Source organism: Paracnuella aquatica (assembly GCF_003332885.2).
Taxonomy (GTDB): domain Bacteria; phylum Bacteroidota; class Bacteroidia; order Chitinophagales; family Chitinophagaceae; genus Flavisolibacter; species Flavisolibacter aquaticus.
Map to the genome: position 1 here is coordinate 143,452 of NZ_QOWJ01000003.1, position 19,312 is coordinate 162,763.

The 19,312-nt window shown below is 48.4% G+C and carries 15 protein-coding genes and 1 tRNA gene; 8 read left to right on the forward strand and 8 right to left on the reverse strand.

Annotated elements, in window-relative coordinates:
* The first annotated feature begins 144 nt into the window (after positions 1-144).
* The 5 genes from DRJ53_RS06915 to DRJ53_RS06935 all read left to right on the forward strand — a co-directional run bounded on the left by DRJ53_RS06915 (position 145) and on the right by DRJ53_RS06935 (position 6,533).
* Positions 145-921 carry a lysophospholipid acyltransferase family protein gene (locus tag DRJ53_RS06915; RefSeq protein ID WP_241558484.1) on the forward strand — a complete coding sequence of 259 codons (777 nt, stop codon included), beginning with the start codon at positions 145-147 and terminating at the stop codon, positions 919-921.
* Positions 922-1,033: 112 nt separating this feature from the next.
* Entirely contained in the window at positions 1,034-3,475 is a 2,442-nt protein-coding gene (gene priA / locus DRJ53_RS06920) for a replication restart helicase PriA (protein WP_114234887.1), read from the forward strand.
* Positions 3,476-3,618: 143 nt separating this feature from the next.
* On the forward strand, positions 3,619-4,638 hold the full coding sequence (gene murB / locus DRJ53_RS06925) for a UDP-N-acetylmuramate dehydrogenase (protein WP_114234888.1): 1,020 nt from the start codon (positions 3,619-3,621) through the stop codon (positions 4,636-4,638).
* A gap of 310 nt (positions 4,639-4,948) precedes the next feature.
* Positions 4,949-5,701, forward strand: a complete 753-nt coding sequence (locus DRJ53_RS06930) for a LytR/AlgR family response regulator transcription factor (protein WP_114234889.1) — start codon at positions 4,949-4,951, stop codon at positions 5,699-5,701.
* A 199-nt stretch (positions 5,702-5,900) separates the two neighbouring features.
* Positions 5,901-6,533 carry a hypothetical protein gene (locus DRJ53_RS06935; protein WP_114234890.1) on the forward strand — a complete coding sequence of 211 codons (633 nt, stop codon included), beginning with the start codon at positions 5,901-5,903 and terminating at the stop codon, positions 6,531-6,533.
* A gap of 228 nt (positions 6,534-6,761) precedes the next feature.
* Here DRJ53_RS06935 and DRJ53_RS06940 read toward each other — a convergent pair whose 3' ends face one another.
* Complete coding sequence (locus DRJ53_RS06940) at positions 6,762-8,294, reverse strand: magnesium chelatase (RefSeq protein WP_114234891.1); 1,533 nt, start codon at positions 8,292-8,294, stop codon at positions 6,762-6,764.
* A 108-nt stretch (positions 8,295-8,402) separates the two neighbouring features.
* Positions 8,403-9,497, reverse strand: coding sequence for a vWA domain-containing protein (locus DRJ53_RS06945; RefSeq protein ID WP_114235045.1), 1,095 nt, complete (start codon positions 9,495-9,497; stop codon positions 8,403-8,405).
* Between the two features lie 250 nt (positions 9,498-9,747).
* On the opposite strand from DRJ53_RS06945, the gene DRJ53_RS21265 reads away from it, so the two are divergent.
* Positions 9,748-9,921, forward strand: coding sequence for a hypothetical protein (locus tag DRJ53_RS21265; RefSeq protein WP_155523199.1), 174 nt, complete (start codon positions 9,748-9,750; stop codon positions 9,919-9,921).
* Positions 9,922-9,999: 78 nt separating this feature from the next.
* Here the strand turns inward: DRJ53_RS21265 and DRJ53_RS06955 are convergent, their stop codons facing one another.
* The 5 genes from DRJ53_RS06955 to DRJ53_RS06975 all read right to left on the reverse strand — a co-directional run bounded on the left by DRJ53_RS06955 (position 10,000) and on the right by DRJ53_RS06975 (position 16,409).
* Positions 10,000-10,335 (reverse strand): hypothetical protein, encoded by a 336-nt coding sequence (locus DRJ53_RS06955; RefSeq protein ID WP_114234893.1) that lies wholly within the window; start codon positions 10,333-10,335, stop codon positions 10,000-10,002.
* Complete coding sequence (locus DRJ53_RS06960; protein ID WP_155523200.1) at positions 10,325-10,543, reverse strand: hypothetical protein; 219 nt, start codon at positions 10,541-10,543, stop codon at positions 10,325-10,327. The genes DRJ53_RS06955 and DRJ53_RS06960 overlap by 11 nt, the downstream gene beginning before the upstream one ends.
* A gap of 123 nt (positions 10,544-10,666) precedes the next feature.
* Complete coding sequence (locus DRJ53_RS06965) at positions 10,667-13,993, reverse strand: glycosyltransferase family 117 protein (protein WP_114235046.1); 3,327 nt, start codon at positions 13,991-13,993, stop codon at positions 10,667-10,669.
* A 524-nt stretch (positions 13,994-14,517) separates the two neighbouring features.
* Positions 14,518-15,342: an SAM hydrolase/SAM-dependent halogenase family protein gene (locus DRJ53_RS06970; RefSeq protein ID WP_114234895.1), complete on the reverse strand. Its 825-nt coding sequence runs from the start codon at positions 15,340-15,342 to the stop codon at positions 14,518-14,520.
* A 257-nt stretch (positions 15,343-15,599) separates the two neighbouring features.
* Entirely contained in the window at positions 15,600-16,409 is an 810-nt protein-coding gene (locus DRJ53_RS06975) for an SDR family oxidoreductase (RefSeq protein WP_114234896.1), read from the reverse strand.
* A gap of 166 nt (positions 16,410-16,575) precedes the next feature.
* Between DRJ53_RS06975 and DRJ53_RS06980 the strand changes: the two genes are divergently transcribed.
* Together DRJ53_RS06980 and DRJ53_RS06985 are read left to right on the forward strand one after the other, a co-directional pair.
* Positions 16,576-16,648 (forward strand) — tRNA-Lys (locus DRJ53_RS06980).
* Positions 16,649-16,807: 159 nt separating this feature from the next.
* On the forward strand, positions 16,808-18,007 hold the full coding sequence (locus tag DRJ53_RS06985; RefSeq protein ID WP_114234897.1) for a site-specific integrase: 1,200 nt from the start codon (positions 16,808-16,810) through the stop codon (positions 18,005-18,007).
* 190 nt (positions 18,008-18,197) lie between these two features.
* Here the strand turns inward: DRJ53_RS06985 and DRJ53_RS06990 are convergent, their stop codons facing one another.
* Complete coding sequence (locus tag DRJ53_RS06990; RefSeq protein ID WP_114234898.1) at positions 18,198-19,169, reverse strand: hypothetical protein; 972 nt, start codon at positions 19,167-19,169, stop codon at positions 18,198-18,200.
* Positions 19,170-19,312 lie beyond the last annotated feature (143 nt).

Consider the following 19,312-nt stretch of genomic DNA (forward strand, 5'->3'; position numbering starts at 1 on the left):
CATTTAAAAAACGGCTTCAGCGCCTCGCAATGACGATGCAACATGCGCAAGGGCTCCGCAATCCGAAATCCCAAATCCGCAATCCTCAATGCATTTACACCGCATTTAACTTCAGCCTCGTTATCTTGCCCCTAAAACCAATTAGTGAATTACCTGGTCCGGCCGCTGCAAGTCCTGTATAACATCTACGCCATGGTGCTGTTTGTAGCCATCATGCTGCTCCTGTTTCCTTTCGTTATCATTGCTTCGTTTTTTGGTAAAATAAAAGGCGGCAACGCCATCTGGCGCATCTGCTGCATCTGGGGCGACCTTTGGTTTCCACTCATTGGCATCATCCACCGCAACCGCTTTGAAGTGCCGCTGCACAAAGGCGAGCCGCAGATTTTTGTAGCCAACCACGTTTCTTACATCGATGCGGCCATTATTGTAAAAGTGTTCCGCCTGCCGCTGCGTGCCCTGGGCAAAGTGGAGCTGAGCAAAGTGCCGCTCTTTGGATTTATTTACCGCAATGCCATCGTTACCGTCGACCGCAGTTCGGCGGGAGCACGGGCCAAAAGCGTGGCGCAATTAAAAGCCGTGCTGCGCAAAGGCATATCCGTGCTGGTATTTCCCGAAGGCACATTCAACGAAACCGGCGGGCCGCTCAAAAGCTTTTACGACGGTGCATTCCGCGTGGCCATCGAAACCGGCACACCCATCCGGCCCGTGCTGCTGCTCGACACCTGGAGCCGCATGCCGCCAGGCAAATTGTTTACCATCACGCCGGGGCGCAGCCGCGCTGTTTTTTTGGAGCCGGTGCCCGTGGACGGATATACCTTGCAGGATGTGGCAGCCCTGCGCGAAAAAGTATATGCCATGATGGAAGCAGGGCTGGTGGCCCACAAAGCCGCGTGGATCAGGCAGCAACCGGTGCTGGCCTGACCAACTGTGCCGTTCGGCAGCTTCCGCTTATCTTGCAGCCGTTTCGCTACGCGTTTTTACCAATAAAAAGACAGCTTAAACCTGGGTTTCTTTCAAAGAGAAACAAGGGCCTATGTTCGCCGAAATCATCATACCGCTGGCCTTGCCCAAAAACTACACCTGGGAGGTGCCTGCAGCGCTGGAACAGCGCATGCAGCCGGGCTGCCGTGTGGAAGTGAACCTGGGAAAAAATAAAAAATACGCCGGCGTGGTAAAACGCCTGCACAGCGATAAGCCCACTACTTTTGAAGCCAAAGAAATACTGAACCTGCTCGATGATGCACCCGTGGTGCAACCCTGGCAACTCAAATTTTGGGAGTGGCTGGCCGATTATTATATGTGCTCCGAAGGCGAGGTAATGGCGGCCGCACTGCCGGCACATTTCAAGCTTTCTTCCGAAACGGTCATTGTTTTTAATGAAGAATACGGGCAGGATTTTTCCGACCTTGATAACGAAGAATACCTGGTGGCCGAAGCGCTGCTGATGAAGCACGAACTGGGCCTGAACGAAGTGCAGCAAATATTGGATGTGCCGCATGTATATCCCATCGTAAACAAGCTTATTGCTAAAAAAGTGTGCTTTGTGTGGGAGTCGCTGAAGCAAACTTATGCACCCAAAAAAGAAGCCTTTGTTTTGCTGAACCCGCAGTACGGCAATGAGGATACATTGTCGGACCTGCTCAACAACTGGAGCCGTGCACCCAAGCAAATGGAATTGCTCCTCAGTTACCTGCACCTGATGCGCACCGGCGGCGAAGTGTTGAAAGCCGACCTGCTGAAAAAATCAAGCGCTACTGATGCGCAGTTGAAAGGCCTGGTGGAAAAAGATATCCTGCGCATCGAACGGCGCCACATAGATAGGCTGCATTACCTGCCCAAAGATGTGACCATCGATTTTGATTTATCGCCGGCGCAGGCAACCGCATTTACCGAAGTAAAAGAATGCCTCGATGCCAAAAGCGTGTGCCTGCTGCACGGCGTAACCAGCAGCGGTAAAACGCATGTGTACATCAAGCTGATGGAGCAATACATGCGGCAGGGCAAACAGGTTTTGTACATGCTGCCCGAAATTGCGCTGACCTCGCAGGTCATCCGGCGGTTGCAAAAGCATTTTGGCGGCTACATTGGTATTTATCATTCCAAGTTCAGCCAAAACGAACGGGTGGAAATCTGGAACAAAGTAAAAAGCGGCGAGCTTAAAATTGTGCTCGGTGCACGTTCCTCGCTGTTCCTGCCTTTTTACAACCTGGGCCTCATTTTGTGCGATGAAGAGCATGATTCTTCCTACAAACAGCAAGATCCTGCACCACGTTACCATGGCCGTGATGCAGCCATTTATATGGCTTCGCTGTTGCAGGCAAAAGTGCTGCTGGGCAGTGCCACGCCTTCACTGGAATCTTACTTCAATGCAAAGGGCGGCAAGTATGGGCTGGTAACCATTTCGGAACGCTACCGCGATGTGCAGATGCCCACCATTGAAATGGTGGATACCCGCATGGTGGCGAAGCAGGATGGCGGCAAGGTCATGATCTCGCCGCAGCTGCTGGAGGCCATGAAAGAGACCATTGCCAAAGGGCGCCAAGTGATTCTGTTTCAAAATCGCCGCGGATACTCACCCTACCAGTTGTGCACGGTTTGCGGCTGGATTGCGCAGTGCCGTCATTGCGATGTATCGCTTACCTACCACAAGTTTTCGAATAAATTAAAATGCCATTATTGCGGCAATATCTATCCACCGGCCAACACCTGTGCTGCTTGCGGCAGCGATAAGTTGCAGCAAAAAAACTTTGGCACCGAAAAGATAGAAGAGGTGCTGGATAAAGAGCTGGCCGATGCCCGCATTGGCCGCATGGACCTCGATACAGTGCGCAATAAAAATGCGCATGATGTGCTCATACAGCAATTTGAACAAAAAAAGCTGGATGTGCTGGTGGGCACGCAAATGGTGGTAAAAGGGCTCGACTTTGAAAACGTAGACCTGGTGGGCATCCTGGATGCCGATGGCTTGCTGCACTTTGCGGAGTTCAGGGTAAACGAACGGGCTTTTCAATTGATGGAGCAGGTAAGTGGCCGCGCTGGGCGAAAACATGGCGCGGGCCGGGTGCTCATTCAAACTACCACGCCATCGCATCCGATTTTGGGGTACGTGGCACGCCACGATTTTGTAGGCATGTATGTTGAAGAATTGGAAAAGCGTCGCATGTTTTTGTACCCGCCGTTCAGCCGCATCATTCATGTATCTTTCCGCCACAAAGAGCGGGATGTGGTGACCGATGCAGCACACCAGTTTGCCAATGCGTTGATGCATGTATTTGGTCAATACTTGGTGGGCCCCGCCGAACCGGTGGTGAACCGGGTACGCAATATGTACCTGATGGAGCTGTTGCTAAAACTGCCCCGCGATGGACAAACCATACAACGCTGCAAGGAAGCCATTGAAAAACAAATCGCGGCGTTGCACAATGAAAAGCGATTCCGAAACGTGGTTGTAGTGCCCGATGTAGATGCGATTTAATTGTGCTCAAACTTTCATTTTAAAACGCATTGGTGTAAAGCAAATAAAACTCCGTCCACAATTAATAGTCATTATCATTTACATAAATCCGCTGCACCACCGCGCCGCTGCGTGAAACCCTAACCCCGAGATAAACACAACCCATGCAACTGCACGAAAACATATCACTCAAACCATACAACACATTCGGCATCGATGCCACGGCCCGCTACTTTGCTGCGTTTACCAGCATCAACGAACTGGAAGCACTTACCAACACGCTACAGGCTGCATCCAACAAGCAACTCATATTAGGCGGCGGCAGTAATATTTTGCTCACGCAAAACTTCGACGGCATTGTGCTGCACAACAAGATTGGCGGCATTGAACTGGTGGGTGAAGATGAGGAGCATTTTTATGTAAAAGCCGGCGCAGGTGTAGCCTGGCACCAGTTTGTGCTCCATTGCATTGAACACAATTATGCTGGCGCCGAAAACCTGTCGCTGATACCCGGCTCAGTTGGTGCATCGCCCATGCAAAACATCGGTGCTTATGGTGTGGAGATAAAAGACATCTTTCACCAACTGGAAGCCTGGCATATTGGTGATAAAACCGTGCAACATTTTTCATTGGAAGAATGCCAGTTTGGTTACCGCGAAAGCGTTTTTAAACGAAAGCTCAAAGACCAGTTTGTGATTACATCCGTTACTTACAAACTACACAAAACACCGCGCTTCAACACCAGCTATGGCGCCATACAGCAGGAACTGGAGGCAATGGGTGCAAAGGAGCTGAGCATCGGCCTCATTTCGCAGGCGGTGATCAACATCCGCTCTTCAAAACTTCCCGACTGGAAACTGGTGGGCAACGCCGGTTCGTTTTTCAAGAACCCAACGATACCCAACGAACAGTTTGAACAATTGAAAAAACAGTTTCCGCAGATCGTTGCCTTTCCTTCCGGTACCGCGCAAACGAAATTAGCTGCAGGCTGGTTGATTGAACAGTGCGGCTGGAAAGGTTACCGCAAGGGCGATGCGGGCTGCTATCCAAAGCAGGCGCTGGTGCTGGTAAATTATGGCAATGCTACAGGGCAGGAGTTGTTCGACCTCAGCGAAGAAATACTGCAATCGGTGCAGGCAAAATTTGGTGTGTTGCTGGAGCGTGAAGTAAATATCATTGGCTGAAAATGGGCCTGTTTCGGTTATGAGTTGGCTGGCGCTGTCCTTACATTTAATAAGCGGCTTTATTGTCGGCGTGCAGTCTAAAACCCCTGAAAGCACTCGCTTTTATCCCTTTGATATATTATTAAATTGGCAATGTTTAATCTGTAGTTCGGTGCTGGCATTTGAATAAGCGATGAACTATTTGATGCGCAGCGACAGTGTTGGTTGATTCTATAGCGCTATTATTTCGCTAACTGTCCGATGCGGTCTGAAGTTTAGCCGGACAGCGTTTAATGTTCCATGGGTGAATGCAGCCTAAACCTTAAACACCATGATCAGCGCCTTAATCATTGGCAGCGAGCTGGAGCATTGCACCACTTTGATGCAGCTATTGCAACAGCATTGCCCGCAAGTAAAGGTTGCTGATATCATCCACTCCTGTGCCGCTGCTAACCAGGCGCTGCACACACATAATCCCGAACTTGTTTTTTTAGATGTAAGCGCTACCAACGGCGACGGATTTGACCTGCTGGAACATTTGCCCACCAATCGTTTCGGCGTTATTTTCATTAGCGACCACGAGCAATTTGCCGTAAAGGCCATCCGGTTCAATGCCTTGGGTTACCTCATCCGGCCCATCAATCCCAACGAGCTGCAGGAGGCAGTAACAAAGGCCGCACTGCACCAGCAACTGCACATGGCGCAGCAACTGGAAACACTGGTGAAAAGAATGGAGCAAACAGCTGCACAGGTGCACAAGGTGGCAGTGCCCACGCAACAAGGCCTGCAAATGGTGGATGTAAACGGCATCATAAGTTGCACATCTGATAGCAATTACTCGGTGCTGCACCTGAAGCAAAAAGCGAAAATCGTTGTGTCCCGCACGTTGAAGGAAGTAGAGGAAATGCTGCAGGATTTTTCATTCGTTCGGGTGCATCATTCACACCTCGTTAACATCAATGAAATTGAAAAATACATCAAGGTCGAAGGCGGCTGCCTGGTCATGAGCGACGGCTCGCAAATAGATGTTTCGCGCAGCCGCAAAGAGGCTTTGCTCCATAAATTATTGCACCATAAAGCCTGAGCTTTTCTGCCGCCCAATCAGCGATTTTTACCAATTGACATCCTCCTGAAGCCAACCGCTCAATATAGCTACCGTTTTAGTTTTTGTCGTAATAGATTTATACCACACACACAACCCCACTGCTCCCGTTCCCCGTTGCTAACAACCATTTTCTTTCATCACCAGGTAAACTTTTGGTTTGCTGTAAAAACTATTTGCTATGAAAAAGATCTTTCTTGCCATCGTGTTTTTGGGAGCATGTGTTTTGTTTTCTGTAACTGCTTCGGCCCAGCGTGAAGCTTCATCCGACGCAAAAGTTTTGGACGGTACCACCGCTTTGTTTGATGCAAAAAACTTTGTGAACGGCGAAGGCTTTGGTAACAGCGGCGTGCCGGTGGATATTACCAACATCGGCGCCAAAGTGCAAAAAACATTTTCAAAAAACTTCGGTACCAGAGATGCGGTGCGGTGGTCACAACTGGCCAAAAACATTTACCTCGCACAGTTCGACCTTGATGGCCGCAAAACCAATGCGGTATTTGCCAACAACGGCTTTATGGTGTATGCCGTTACTTATGGTGTGGCAAAAGATGCACCCAAAGAAGTGCGCAGCCTGCTCCGGTCTTTTTACCCCGAGCATGAAATGGGCGCCACCTTCCAAGTGCGCTACCGCGGCGCTACGTATGATAACGCATGGGCCGATCGGGTTGCATGGATTGTGAACCTGGAAAGTGAAGACAACATCGTGATAGCCCGCGTGGTAGATGGTGCTGTGGATGAACTGGGCAAACTGGAGAAAAAAATGGAAACTAAGAAAGTGCGGAAAGGTAAAGTGATCATTCCAAAACAATAAGCCGGATCTATTATGGCTGAATCATTTCAAATCATTCGCTTTTTTGAGGCAGAGGTTTATAACTCAGATCAGCACATGGCCCTGGCAGTTTCCTGTTGGGGCCTTTTGTTTTTATGTGTTGTTTTTGAATAGAATTGAGCGGTTCATTTTTTAATGAATTTGCTATCTGTTATAAACAAAACACCCGGTGCTGTGAAAGCACCGGGTGTTTTTTTGTAGCAAAAAATTTTATCTAAAATCCTCGTCTTCTTCATCGTCATCAAATGCCGATGTTTGAATGTTGAGCATGCTGCCCATCAGGTCTTTAAACTCCACCGATGTTTCAAAGATCTTTTTCGACAGGAGTGAGTAAGAAGCAAGTCCGTGCAGCACAAATTCCATCAGCAATGCAGCCTCTGTTTCATTGGCATGCGGGAAGGTTTTTTTTACCAATCCATGCAATCCATCCACCGAGTACAACTGGTTTATTTTATCGCGGTCCTTTAGCCCAAACGATAAATTCAGCGCATTGCCTTTGTCAAACCAGGATGTAATGGCTTTATACGGATTGTCCACGACCTGCGGGCTTTCGCCTTTGCGTGGTGCACGTTTTTTCAACGTTTCGGGGTTGGGGAAATACTGCACAAACTGGCTACGAATGGACTTATCCAAAAGGTTCATTGCAACCTGGAATGGGCCTTCCTGTTCGCCTTCATACACCAATTCGATCTTGCCCGTAATGGCTGGAATAATGCCGATCAGGTCGGCAATCCAAACCTGTGTGTTTTTTTCTTTATTTAAAATAGTACGGCGTTCTGCGGAGCTCACTGCATTTTCAAACGCAGCGATGGTGAGGCGTGCACTCACACCGCTTTTTTTGTCTACAAACTCGGAGCCGCGGGCCTCAAATGCCACTTGTTCTATCAGGCGTTTTACCAGGTCGCTGATGGCAACTTTTTCTTTTTGTTCTGCTGCCAAATCTGCTTCCTGCTCGGTAATGGCCAGTGCCGTTTCCAACGATTTTGGATAGTGCGTCAGGATCTGGCTTTCAATGCGGTCTTTAAGCGGCGTAACAATCGAGCCGCGGTTGGTGTAGTCTTCGGGGTTTGCCGTAAATACAAACAGGATATCGAGTGGCAAGCGCAGTTTAAAACCACGGATCTGCACATCGCCTTCTTCCAGTATGTTGAACAAACCAACCTGAATGCGTGCCTGCAAATCGGGCAACTCGTTGATCACAAAAATAGAGCGGTTGCTTTTTGGAATGATGCCATAATGGATCACCCGTTCGTCTGCAAAACTTAGCCGCAGATTGGCCGCTTTAATGGGGTCCACATCGCCAATAAGGTCGGCAACGCTAACATCCGGCGTGGCCAGTTTTTCGCCGTAGCGCTGGCTGCGGTGTATCCATTCAATGGGTGTATCGTCACCTTTTTCGCGAATTAGATCTTTTGCAAATTTTGAGATAGGATTGAGCGGGTCGTCGTTGATTTCGGAGCCTGAAACCACCGGCACCAGTTCATCGAGCAGGCCCGTCATTTGCCGCGCCATGCGGGTTTTGGCCTGTCCGCGCAACCCTAAAAAAAGAATATTGTGTTTGCTTAAAAGTGCCCGTTCCACATCTGGAATTACCGTGTCTTCGTAGCCCATGATGCCGGTAAAAGTTTCTTCGCCTTCCTGCAGCCGGCGCAGCAGGTTTTGCCGTATTTCTTCTTTAATGCTTTTGGGTTGATACCCTACTTCTTTCAGCTCGCCAAGTGTGTTGATGTGCTTATGGTTCATGAATATTTGCTGTTGTTTTTATTGGAACCACAAAGGCATAAGCAACGAAGGAGCACTAAGAAAATATCTTTGTGTGTCTTCGGTCCTTTGTGTCCTCGTGGTTCTATTTCAATACACGGTTTTTCGTTTACCGCTTTCAAAGTCTTTAAAAATAAATGCGCCCAGTTTATCCAGCGATGCAAAGAATGCCTTGCCATTATTTGTTTCGGTAAACTCCTGTACAAATCGCTGCAGGTACGGGTCGGTGGCAATCATAAAAGTGGTGATGGGTATCTTCAGCTTTTTGCATTGCGCCGCCAAGTTCAGGCAACGTGAGGTGATCTTACGGTCAAGCCCAAACGAATTTTTATAATAGCGTTTGCCTACTTTCAAACAGGTGGGTTTGCCATCGGTGATCATAAAGATCTGTTTATTCGGGTTTTTGCGCCGCCGCAAAATATCCATTGCCAGCTCAAGCCCGGCCACCGTGTTGGTATGATATGGACCCACCTGCAAATAGGGCAGGTCTTTGATCTCCACAGGCCATGCATCGTTGCCAAACACCACAATGTCCAGCGTGTCTTTAGGATATTTGGTGGTGATCAGTTCGCTGAGTGCCATCGCCACCTTTTTAGCCGGCGTGATGCGGTCTTCGCCATACAGAATCATGGAGTGCGAAATGTCGATCATCAGCACGGTGGAAGTTTGTGCTTTAAAATCGGTTTCTCGGATCTGCAGGTCGTCTTCCTGCATCGAAAACTGCTCCAGCCCGTGGTTGATCTGCGCATTGCGGATTGATTCGGTAAAGTCGATCTGCTCCAGCATGTCGCCAAACTGGAACGGCCTCGTGTCCGGGCTGATTTCGTCGCCCTGGCCCGGTTTGAACGTTTGATGTTCGCCGCTTTTTGTTTTTTTGAGTTTGCCAAAGATCTCTTCCAGGCTGCGTTTGCGAATGCCTTGTTCGGTCTTGGGGGTGATCTTTATTTCACCCTTCTGGTTGTCTTCGGTAATGAATCCTTTTTGTTTTAGATCGTCAATAAAATCGCCCATACCGTATTGGTCATCCGTCAGTTCGTACTGACGGTCCAGTTGGTTCAGCCATTGCAGGGCTTCGCCCACATCGCCGTTGGTATAGGTAAGCAATTGCATAAATAGGTCGAGCAACTGCTCAAATTTGCTTTTGCCTTCTGCGGGGTCAAACCGCGAAAAATGAAATCCACGCATCACAAGTGTTTTATCGGGGCAGGCAGTTATCGCGTCGTGTTCTGTGGCATTGTGCCGGCCCTTTCGGTTTTCGCCACTCAATTTACAATAAGTACGCCTTCTTTGTTCAACAGCAGGATTTGGCGGTGGTAATGTTTTGCAAAGCTTGGCGGGGCGGGGTTGAACCACGAAGACACGAAGGAGCGGAGGAACACAAAGGAGGAGCGGGATGGGATTAGCGGCAGGTTAGAGGGGGAGTAAAAAGGCGAAAATGGAAAGGCAAAATGGGTTTTGGCCACGTCAGGATTTTTGCTTTTTCGGTAACTGTCATGCCGAACTTGTTTCGGCATCTCCTGCCACATTAGAAGCTGTGGCCAAAAAACTGATTGCTGTTGTTTTTAAAATTTCTCAATATAAAGGGGATGCCGAAACAAGTTCGGCATGACAGAGCGAGTTAGTTTGCAATTTCTTTCGTTGAAAAAAAGCAATCTTGCTTGACACGCAATAAACCTTTGGCACACCCTCATTTTTGTTCGCCCAAACTCTTAATGATTTGTTTGATTGTCTTATCGTCCAGACTATCCAGTTCAGATTTATCGTAAATCGTAAGGAGGTAAACATCTTGCTCTGGTGTTACTACATAGGTGATCACCCGGGCTCCGCCGCTTTTGCCCTTGCCTTTACTTTTAATCGCTACGCGGATTTTGTAGGTGTCGGCGCCAAGCGGCGTTCCGGTTTCTGGGGCAACGCTGAGGATTGCCGCAAGGTCCTGAAGTTCTTGTCGGAGGGAAGAATACTTTTTAATCAGCCGTTTAGCTTCCTTTTTGAACTTTTCAGTGGGGATAACACTAAAGCTCATTGAGGAACTCGTTTAGGTCCTGCTTCCTGGCTTTCGTCTTACGCATGGCCGCAACCTGGTCATGTGCTTCCTGCAGATCCGAACGGAGTTTAAGTGCCTGTTCGTATTTCTTGAGTTTGTTCAACACTTTGTTCCACTCGGAAAGGGGAAGTTGCACTGCCTGAGGATTGCCGTTTATGTCGCTAACGTATTGCACTGGAATCTTCATCATTCAAATTTAATCAAATTCATGAACGTTAGTTTTTGCGCTATTGCGTTCAACAGCCAATACGTAGACAAAAAAAGGCAGGCCTATCAAGACCTGCCTTTTGTAAACTATCATTTAAAAAAATTACCTGTTGGTGCTGTCGGCCGGGGCCGGGGCAGCGCCTTCCGGAAATTCATTTACCGGTTGCTTTTGCTCATAGCTTTTCACCAGCGTTTCAAACACCTGTGTCATCAGGTCGTTGATCAGCGCTTCCTGCTCCATGGAGCGGAACATGCTGTCGCCTTCCTGCTTCAGGTAATCGTAGTAAGCCTTCTGGTCCTTCAGGTCCTTGCTGATGGCGGCTTTCAGCTTATTGGCCAACTCGGTGTTGCCAGTTTTATAAGCAGCCTCCAGCATGATCATGCCGGTTTGGTTGTGCTGGTTGTACCGCGATGCCTGTGCATACGGCAGGTTCTGCGGATCAATCATTTTATCTGACTGCTGCAGCACTTTCAGCCCGTCTTCCTTGCGGCCAATATCAGCCAGGTTGCCCGCAGCTTCGGCGTAGGTAGCCCGCACCGAAAGCAGGTGGCGGCGGTTTTCCTCGTCGAAGTACACACCGGGCTTATCGGCGCCGCCGGTTCGGAACTGCTCCATCACGGCTTTGTACATCACGTCCATGTTGTTGTCGCGGATGGCGGTGCCGCCCATGCGGGCTTCGCGGAGGGCTTTGTCAATCACCCAGTTTTGTTGCGGAAACCTGTTTTGCACCGGCACCAGGCGGTAGCTCAGGCCTTCCTTGCGCAGGTATTGGCCAAAGCCCAGCTCACCGTATGGGTTGGTAAAATAAATGGGACGGTTCCAGCCGGCCTGTGCATTGGAGGCAATGATGTTGAACACGATCAGGTCGGAGCGGGTAAGGTCGTTGCGGTTTTCAGGGATCTCAAATGCCATTTGTGCAAACGTGGTGTCGTTGGCATTGATCAGTCCCGATTTGCGCACCGCAGCTTCATCAACCGGTACAATAAAACGTTTTACGGGGAACGAGTTTACGTTGTCGCCCTGGCCCAGTACGTTTTTCATTACATCGTACAGGTCGTAAAAATTATCCTTGCTGCCTGCCTGCTGGTAACGCAGGTATTCGCGTTTGTGTCCTTCAATTTGCTCCGGCGTCCAGATCACGTCAATCGGGGCGCTTTCGTTTACCTTATAGCGCAGCTGGTTGATGTACCAGTCGATGCCCAGCAACGAAGTGTTGATGATGCGGATATCGGGGCGGACGCCTTCCACTTCCTGTGCATACCAGAGCGGGTACGTGTCGTTATCACCAAAGGTAAATACGATGGCATTGGGCGACAGTGCCTCCAGGTAGTTGCGGGCCATATCCGGCGCCAGTGTTTTCTGGCTGCGGTCGTGGTCGTCCCATTCCTGTTGGGCCATCAGCACCGGGGCAATCATACACAGCGCAAAAGCAATGATGGTAGCCAGGCGCAGGTTGGTGCCTTTGGATGCGGCCCGTGTAATGGCGATGGCAATGGCTGAAAACAGCACAAACAACACCGCTGCAATCACCGACGGCAGAAAAATGCCAGTGCCGTAAATGCCACTCAAAAGTGTAATGAGGAAGGTGATTGATGCACCACCCAACAGGGTTTGCTGCACCAGTTTTTCTTTAAACGAAAAACGGGCAAGATCCACAACGGCTACCACAGCCAGCCCAATCCAGATGGCAAATGCATAGAACGAACCTACAAAAGCGTAGTCCCGTTCGCGTGGCTGGTTGCCCGCCTGGTTGAGGTACAGCACAATGGCGAGGCCGGTGAAGAAAAACAGCAGGAACGAAACGATCCAGTCTTTACGGTCGCGGAGAAAATGATAAATGCAACCCAGCACACCCAGGATGAATGGAATCATGTACAGCTTGTTGTTGGCCTTATTGGCTTTCAGGCTGTCGGGCATTTGGGCCTGGCTGCCCAGGCGCGGATTGTCGATGGCGCCAATACCGGTGATCCAGTTGCCATCGCGTTTGTTGCCAAAGCCCTGGATGTCGTTTTGTTTACCGGCAAAGTTCCACATAAAGTAGCGCCAGTACATAAAGCCCATCTGGTACGATACAAACCAGTTGATGTTATCGGCGTAGGTGGGGTCTTCATACTTTGTTTGGCCGGTGTTGGGGTCCTGTGTGCGGCCCAGGTTCAGCCAGTCGGCATAAAAATCTTTGTGGCCCTGGTCGTTGCTGCGGTCCCAAACGCGAACAAACAATTGCTTGTCGCCGCTTTCATATTTGGGTTCCGAGTCTTTACCAATTTCAATGTATTTGTCCTTGCCCTTGGTGTATTTCATTTCGCCTTCATCGAAGTCGATGTAGCCGTCGCCGTTTTCATCCACATAATCGGCTTCGAAATGCGGACCATACAGCAGTGGCTGTGAGCCATACTGTTCGCGGCCCAGGTAGTACACCAAGCTCATGGGGTTGTCCACGTTGTTCATGTCGATGGCCGGGTTGGCCGCCGAACGCTGCATGGTGGTGATGTAGGTAGAGTAGCCCGCCATCAGGAACACAAAGCACCAAAGACCAAGGCGCAAAAAGCCGTAGCCGTTTTTGTTTGCGTAGCGCATGCCCAACCAAACGAGCACGCCCAGCAACACAAAGAAGAAGATAAAGCCCGAAAAGAACGGCAGGCCAAAACCATTTACCGCCCAGATATCGAACTTACCGGCCCACTTGATGGAGTATTGAATAGCCACAACCTGCACCACGCCGGTGATGAGGCAGCCGATGATGAATGCCCAGATGGCGCCGTTGCGGGTATAGTTATAGCGCTTGTAATAATAGATCATTACAATGGCCGGGATGGTGAGGAGGTTCAATAAGTGCACCCCAATGGAAAGGCCCATCATAAAGAAGATAAAGATGATCCAGCGGTCGGCGCGGGCCCGCAGCAGGGCGCTGTTGCCGGCCAGGTCGTCGGCACGTTCCCATTTAAGCATGGCCCAAAATACCAGCGCGGTAAAAAAGGAAGACAGCGCATACACTTCGCCTTCCACAGCCGAGTACCAAAATGAGTCAGAGAAAGTATAAGCCAATGCACCTACGGCACCTGCGGCCATGATGGTCCAGGTTTTGGTCATGTCGGGCTCATCGAGGTTGCCTACCACCAGTTTGCGGGCAAAGTGGGTGATGGTCCAGAACAGGAACAGGATGGTAAAAGAAGAAGCCAGTGCACTCATCACGTTCACGGCTTTGGCGGCGGTCATGGGATCGTTGCCAAACAGCACAATGAACAGGCGGCCAATGAGTACAAACAGCGGTGCGCCGGGAGGGTGGGGCAGTTGCAGTTTGTAGGCCGAGGCGATGAATTCGCCGGTATCCCAAAAGGAACCCCGGGCTTCGGTAGTGAAGATGTACACCAACGAGGCAATAAGAAACACAACCCATCCGGTTATGTTGTTCACTTTTCTAAAGTTCATACTGGTGGTAATAATTTTAAACGCCTGCAATCAGGGCGGGGCAAAAATAGGGAAAAGCCGCACCCCTGCCCCCTTGAGCGGGAACTTAGGCCGAAGTTGCTTCTTTTGTACGGAAGTTTGTTTTTGCGGAGATGTTAAAAAATGCTGCACAGCGATGCGGAGGTACAAGTGTGCGACGCAACAGGTGGTGAGGGGAGTGGAAGAGGTGGGTAAATGATCTTTTAAGGAAGAAGGGTAGTGTTTATATAAGCGTAGGTCTATTTAATGCGTTGTGGCTTTGATAAATAGTGTCATGGGGCCTTATTTATCACATGGCTACTGTTTATACTTTTACTTTTTTGCTCCTGCAAAAAAGTAACAAAAAAGCAGGCCCGAAATCAAATGACAGCCTGATTTCGGGATAACGCCTTGATTAAGCCGTGGTGGTACTGTGGTGAACGGCAGCAGATCATTGTTCAGCAATTACCTGTTGCCTCATAAGATTTAATGCCTTGATGCTTTATAAATAGTGGAGAAAATAATCCTTACTCGAAAAACACTTTTACCGTTTGGTAAAACAGGCGGTTGTGCAGCATGGTGCTGGCTTGTGTGGCTTCGTTGTAGCCGCGGAGACCAAAGAGGCCGGCGGCATTGCCTTTGTTGATGGCAATTTCCATATAACCGGCGCTGTTGAACAGTACCAGCTTTTCGCCCTGCGGCACATCGGCATAAGAGCCGCTGATGCGTTCGATCACTTCATCGCGTTTGAACACGATCTTAAACCGGCGCCCTTTGCGCTGCTGCTCAAACTGCTCCTGCGTAATGTTGACCACCACGTTTTCGAAGTTGTCGATAAAAATGATCTGGCCTTCGATCCAGTTTTCGCCGAGCATGGGCCGCAGCGGATTTTTTTCCTGGTACTCTGTATCGGGTATGCCAATGCGTTCCACCGGTTCGCCGTTGGCCAGTTGGGTGATGGCTTTAGCGGCCACGTCAATACAATATAAAGTGTTCTTGATGGCCGATTTATCAAGCGGTACGCCAATCACGATGTCGGGCTTGTCTTCGAGGATCATGCTGAGCAGGCCATTGTCGGCACAGATCACATACTGATCGCGGTGAAAGGCAAACAGCAACTGGTCGGGTTTCGACTCGAATAGGTTGATGAGCACAATATGAAAAGTGTACTCCGGAAAATTGCGGATGGCACTGCGGCACACATATGCTGCCTGCGGATAATTGAACGGCGAAAGGCTATGCGAAATATCGATGATGTTGAACTCGGGGTTGATGCGCAGCAACCTGCCCTTGACGGCGCCAACCAGGTAATCCTGGCTGCCAATGTCGGATGTAAGCGTGACTAAGGGCATAGATGATACAAAAAATTGTAGCAGTTACTGTGTGCTGGTTGCGTGCAGATTGTTCTGCAAAGATGTTTTTTTTAGTTGTAAACGCCCCGCGTTGTTGATAAGGCCCGCAAAGCGTTGCTGCAAGGCGGTTTCAGGGATTGCACAAGATTATAAGTAGTGCAACGGGCCGATGTGCCCGGTATTATTGATTAATGATTATTGATGATGAGTGCGTAGTTATTTCAATAATTGTTAATCATTAATCAATAATCTTTCACCTACTTAATCAGTTTCCCATCTTTAAAATAAAACCGGTGCACCAGCTTGTCGGCAAGGGCGGGAAAAAAGCGGTTTAAAAAAACCGTTTGCTTGCCGGTGAACGACATCACGATGCTGCGGCGTTTGTGCTCAATGGCCCGCACCACTGCTTTGGCTGCTGCTTCGGGTGTCATCATTTTTCCTTCATTCATCAGGCTTTCTGCTTCGGGCTTGCCTTCGGCGTTGAGCGCCACCTTACGGATGTTGGAGGTGACAAATCCGGGCGACACCCACATTACATGCACGTCGTGGTCTACCATTTCGGTACGCAGTGCCTCGAGCCAGCCCTGCAGGGCAAACTTGGATGCCGAGTATGCAGTGCGGCCGGGCAGGCCACGGTAACCCGCAATGGAGGAGATGCCTACAATGGTGCCCTTGCGTTGGATGATGGAATCAAGTGCAAAGCGGGTGCAATACGCAGCGCCAAAAAAGTTGACGTCCATTACCTGCCGCAATACATCGTTGGTAGAATCTTCCAACAGGGCCCGCATGGAAATGCCTGCATTGTTGATGAGGACATCAATGCCGCCAAACATTTTGATGGTGGACTGTATAAAATGCCGGCAGTCGTTTTCTGCACTGATGTCGGCCACTACGGTGTGCAGTGGCGATGATGGGTATTCGGATTGCAGGTGGTACAACTTATCGTGGTTGCGGCCACAGGTAGCCACCCGTGCACCTTTGGACAGGAGCAGGCCCACCAGCGCCCTGCCAATGCCATCGGAACCACCGGTAACGGCTACTACTTTATTTTCAAAAAAAGAGGACATGACAACAAATTAGATGCGCAAACCTACTTTAAAAATGCCGTTCTTTTGGTGCGGCAAAACACTTAAAAACTATTCACAATGAATGGGATGAAAAAATTATTTCAAAAAATTTTGGCCTGAAAAAGGTGCCTCCCTATCTTTGCACTCCCAACGACGAAAACGGGATGATCTGGTAGCTCAGTTGGTAGAGCAATACACTTTTAATGTATGGGCCCTGGGTTCGAGTCCCAGCCGGATCACTGAAGAGGCGCTAATGAATTGATTATCAATTTATTAGCGCTTTTTGTTTTCGCCCAAAAACCCTCCAAAATACCGCTTAAAGGGACTTTTAAGGGACCCACTTTCTCTTCTTCGAGGGACCCATTTTCAAACCTTTTTATCAGCTTAAAACTAGCGGTATGTCCCAGCATTTACATGTGCTTTTCTGCCTAAACAAGGCAAAGCAAAACCAACAGCAAGTATGTCCATTAATCATTCGCCTCACCTGGAAAAAGCAACGCAAGCAAGTTGCCACAGGATTTCAACTTTCGGTTAGGGATTGGGGTAAAATTGAAAAAGGTGTTCGGTTAACCGACGAATACCATAAAACCGTTTGGGCATATATGCAGGCATTCAGGGCCAACGTGCTTAAGGTCACAAATCAGTTAGAACTTGAAGGACGGATGGATTTTGAAACCTGTATGGAAGCTCTATTTAATCGGCGCCAGAGCTTGCCCCTAATTAAATTACTCGATCAGTTCATCCAAGACTTCCAAAAGCGTACTGAGGTAGACCGGTCCAAAGAAACACTTAAGAAGTACAAGTGCTTAAAAGGGAAAGTGCAGGATTTTATACAACACCATTTTCAAAAGCAGGCTGTAATAGTGGACAAGCTCGATCAACGTTTCATTATCAGATTTTCCGAATTCTTACTCATCGAACAAAGAATACAGCACAACACCGTAGCTAAATATTGCAGAAATCTTAAACGGGTCATGAACTATGCGAAAGAACAAGGCCTTATTGACAAGCAGCCGTTCGACGCATTTAAAATGGGTTATAAAGACATTGAACGAACCTATTTAACCTCCACTGAATTGGCTTTATTAGAGCGGAAAGCATGCGCTATTCGCCGGCTGGAAATAGTAAAGGATATGTTTTTATTTCAATGTTACACTGGACTTGCCTTTACTGATATGCAACAGCTAAAGCCGGTTCATATAATTGAAGGTGTCGATGGGAAACCCTGGCTTTATCTGAAACGGCAAAAGACTAAATCTATTTCCATGATCCCTTTGTTGCCTCAGCCACAAAAGCTTCTGGCTAAATATGGGGTAGGGCAGGGTAAGAACCAAGGCCTTCTGCCTGTCATGAGTAATCAGAAGTTTAATGCATATCTAAAGGAGGTAGCTACCGTTTGTGGTATTGATAAAGAGCTTACCAGTCATGCCGGAAGAAGGACATTCGCAACAACGGTAGCACTTGGAAATGGCATTTCAATAGAATCTATATCCAAGATGCTGGGTCATAAAAGCATAAGAATGACTTCTATGTATGCGTTGATTACTGATTTGAAAGTTTGTGAAGAAATGACAAAACTTGCAGAGAAGCTAGCCTGAAAATGGTCGGCAGCTGGGCGTATTTCCTCTCCCTAGCTGCGTTCTTATTAACCCAATTTATCAAGATAACAAATTAATAAGCTTCAGCTTGACTTCGCAAAGGTTGGGGCAAGAGGGGTCCTATGCAGCAATTTCTGCTTGCAAAAAGGTGAAACTTAGTCAGGTGGTGGTGAAGCCCTGGACCCACCGTTTACCCGCCTCTCTTGACCTTCAACAGTCTTTCCAAAGCTTGCCTTCCCCTTATTTCGCCTAAAAGCAATGAACGGACGTTGGCTAGCGTTTCTGGAATCTTCAGTTTAGCAAACTTAGCCATTGCTTTGAAATGCAGCTTGGGTATGATCTCGTCATGTAATTGCTGAAGAACCTCTATCCAACGTTCTTCCCTGTTTGATTTGCCTAAAAAACGAATCCTGCCAATCAACTTAGGATATTGCTCGTATAGATAGCTTCTCAGCTTATAATCTGGCTCTTTGATTCGATCTAATAAATGGAATTGCTTCCTTGTTTTGATCATCCCAGCTTCTTCTGCCTTCCTTTTCATATTACAGGCAAGCGTTGTGCTGCAGTTAAGTGCAGCACCAATTCCAGCATTGCTAACACCGAAGTAGGGCAAATTTGAATGAGATAGTCTATTGGATTGTTTGGCAACGCCACCATATGTCGTTGCGGTCCTGGACTTTCTCTTTGCGTCTTTTTCAGCGCTGTGAAACTGGCCGATTACGATCGCTGAGATCAGCACACCGTAAACAAAAACCTTAATATTATTGAGATTGAATGCATTAAAGATTACACCTTGTCGGTTGTTTATTTTATGAATCAGGCGGATATAGTGAAAACCACGAATGAAATAATATCCTGATGCAGGATTATATCCGACCCAATTTAATGCACGTAGCTTTTCAATATGCTTGTCGAATGTTCTATCGTCCTTTAACCTGAGGTCCGCTCTTATTTGTTTAAGTGCGGGTGATGTAATATGCATCTTGCCGTCGCTGTACATTTTCATGTGCAGGAACAGGTCAAATGACTTAATAAGCCCATTTGACTGTGCGAAACGGCATAATTCCACTGGCACCACCAGTTGAGGGTGTCTTAGGAATTCAGGGGTTGCGGTCTTTTTATCCCCACTGTTTAAGCAATTATATGTAGCATCAAAAGGCAATAACCTTAGGTTTAATTGATAAACGAATGACTTGGAAACGGGAGTTTCTGTTTAGTTTATCTATAAAATGCTACTGGGAATGTTTGCTGGGAGCTATTATTAGTATGCTGGGAAAGCTAGGGCGAATTTACTAAATATTCAGT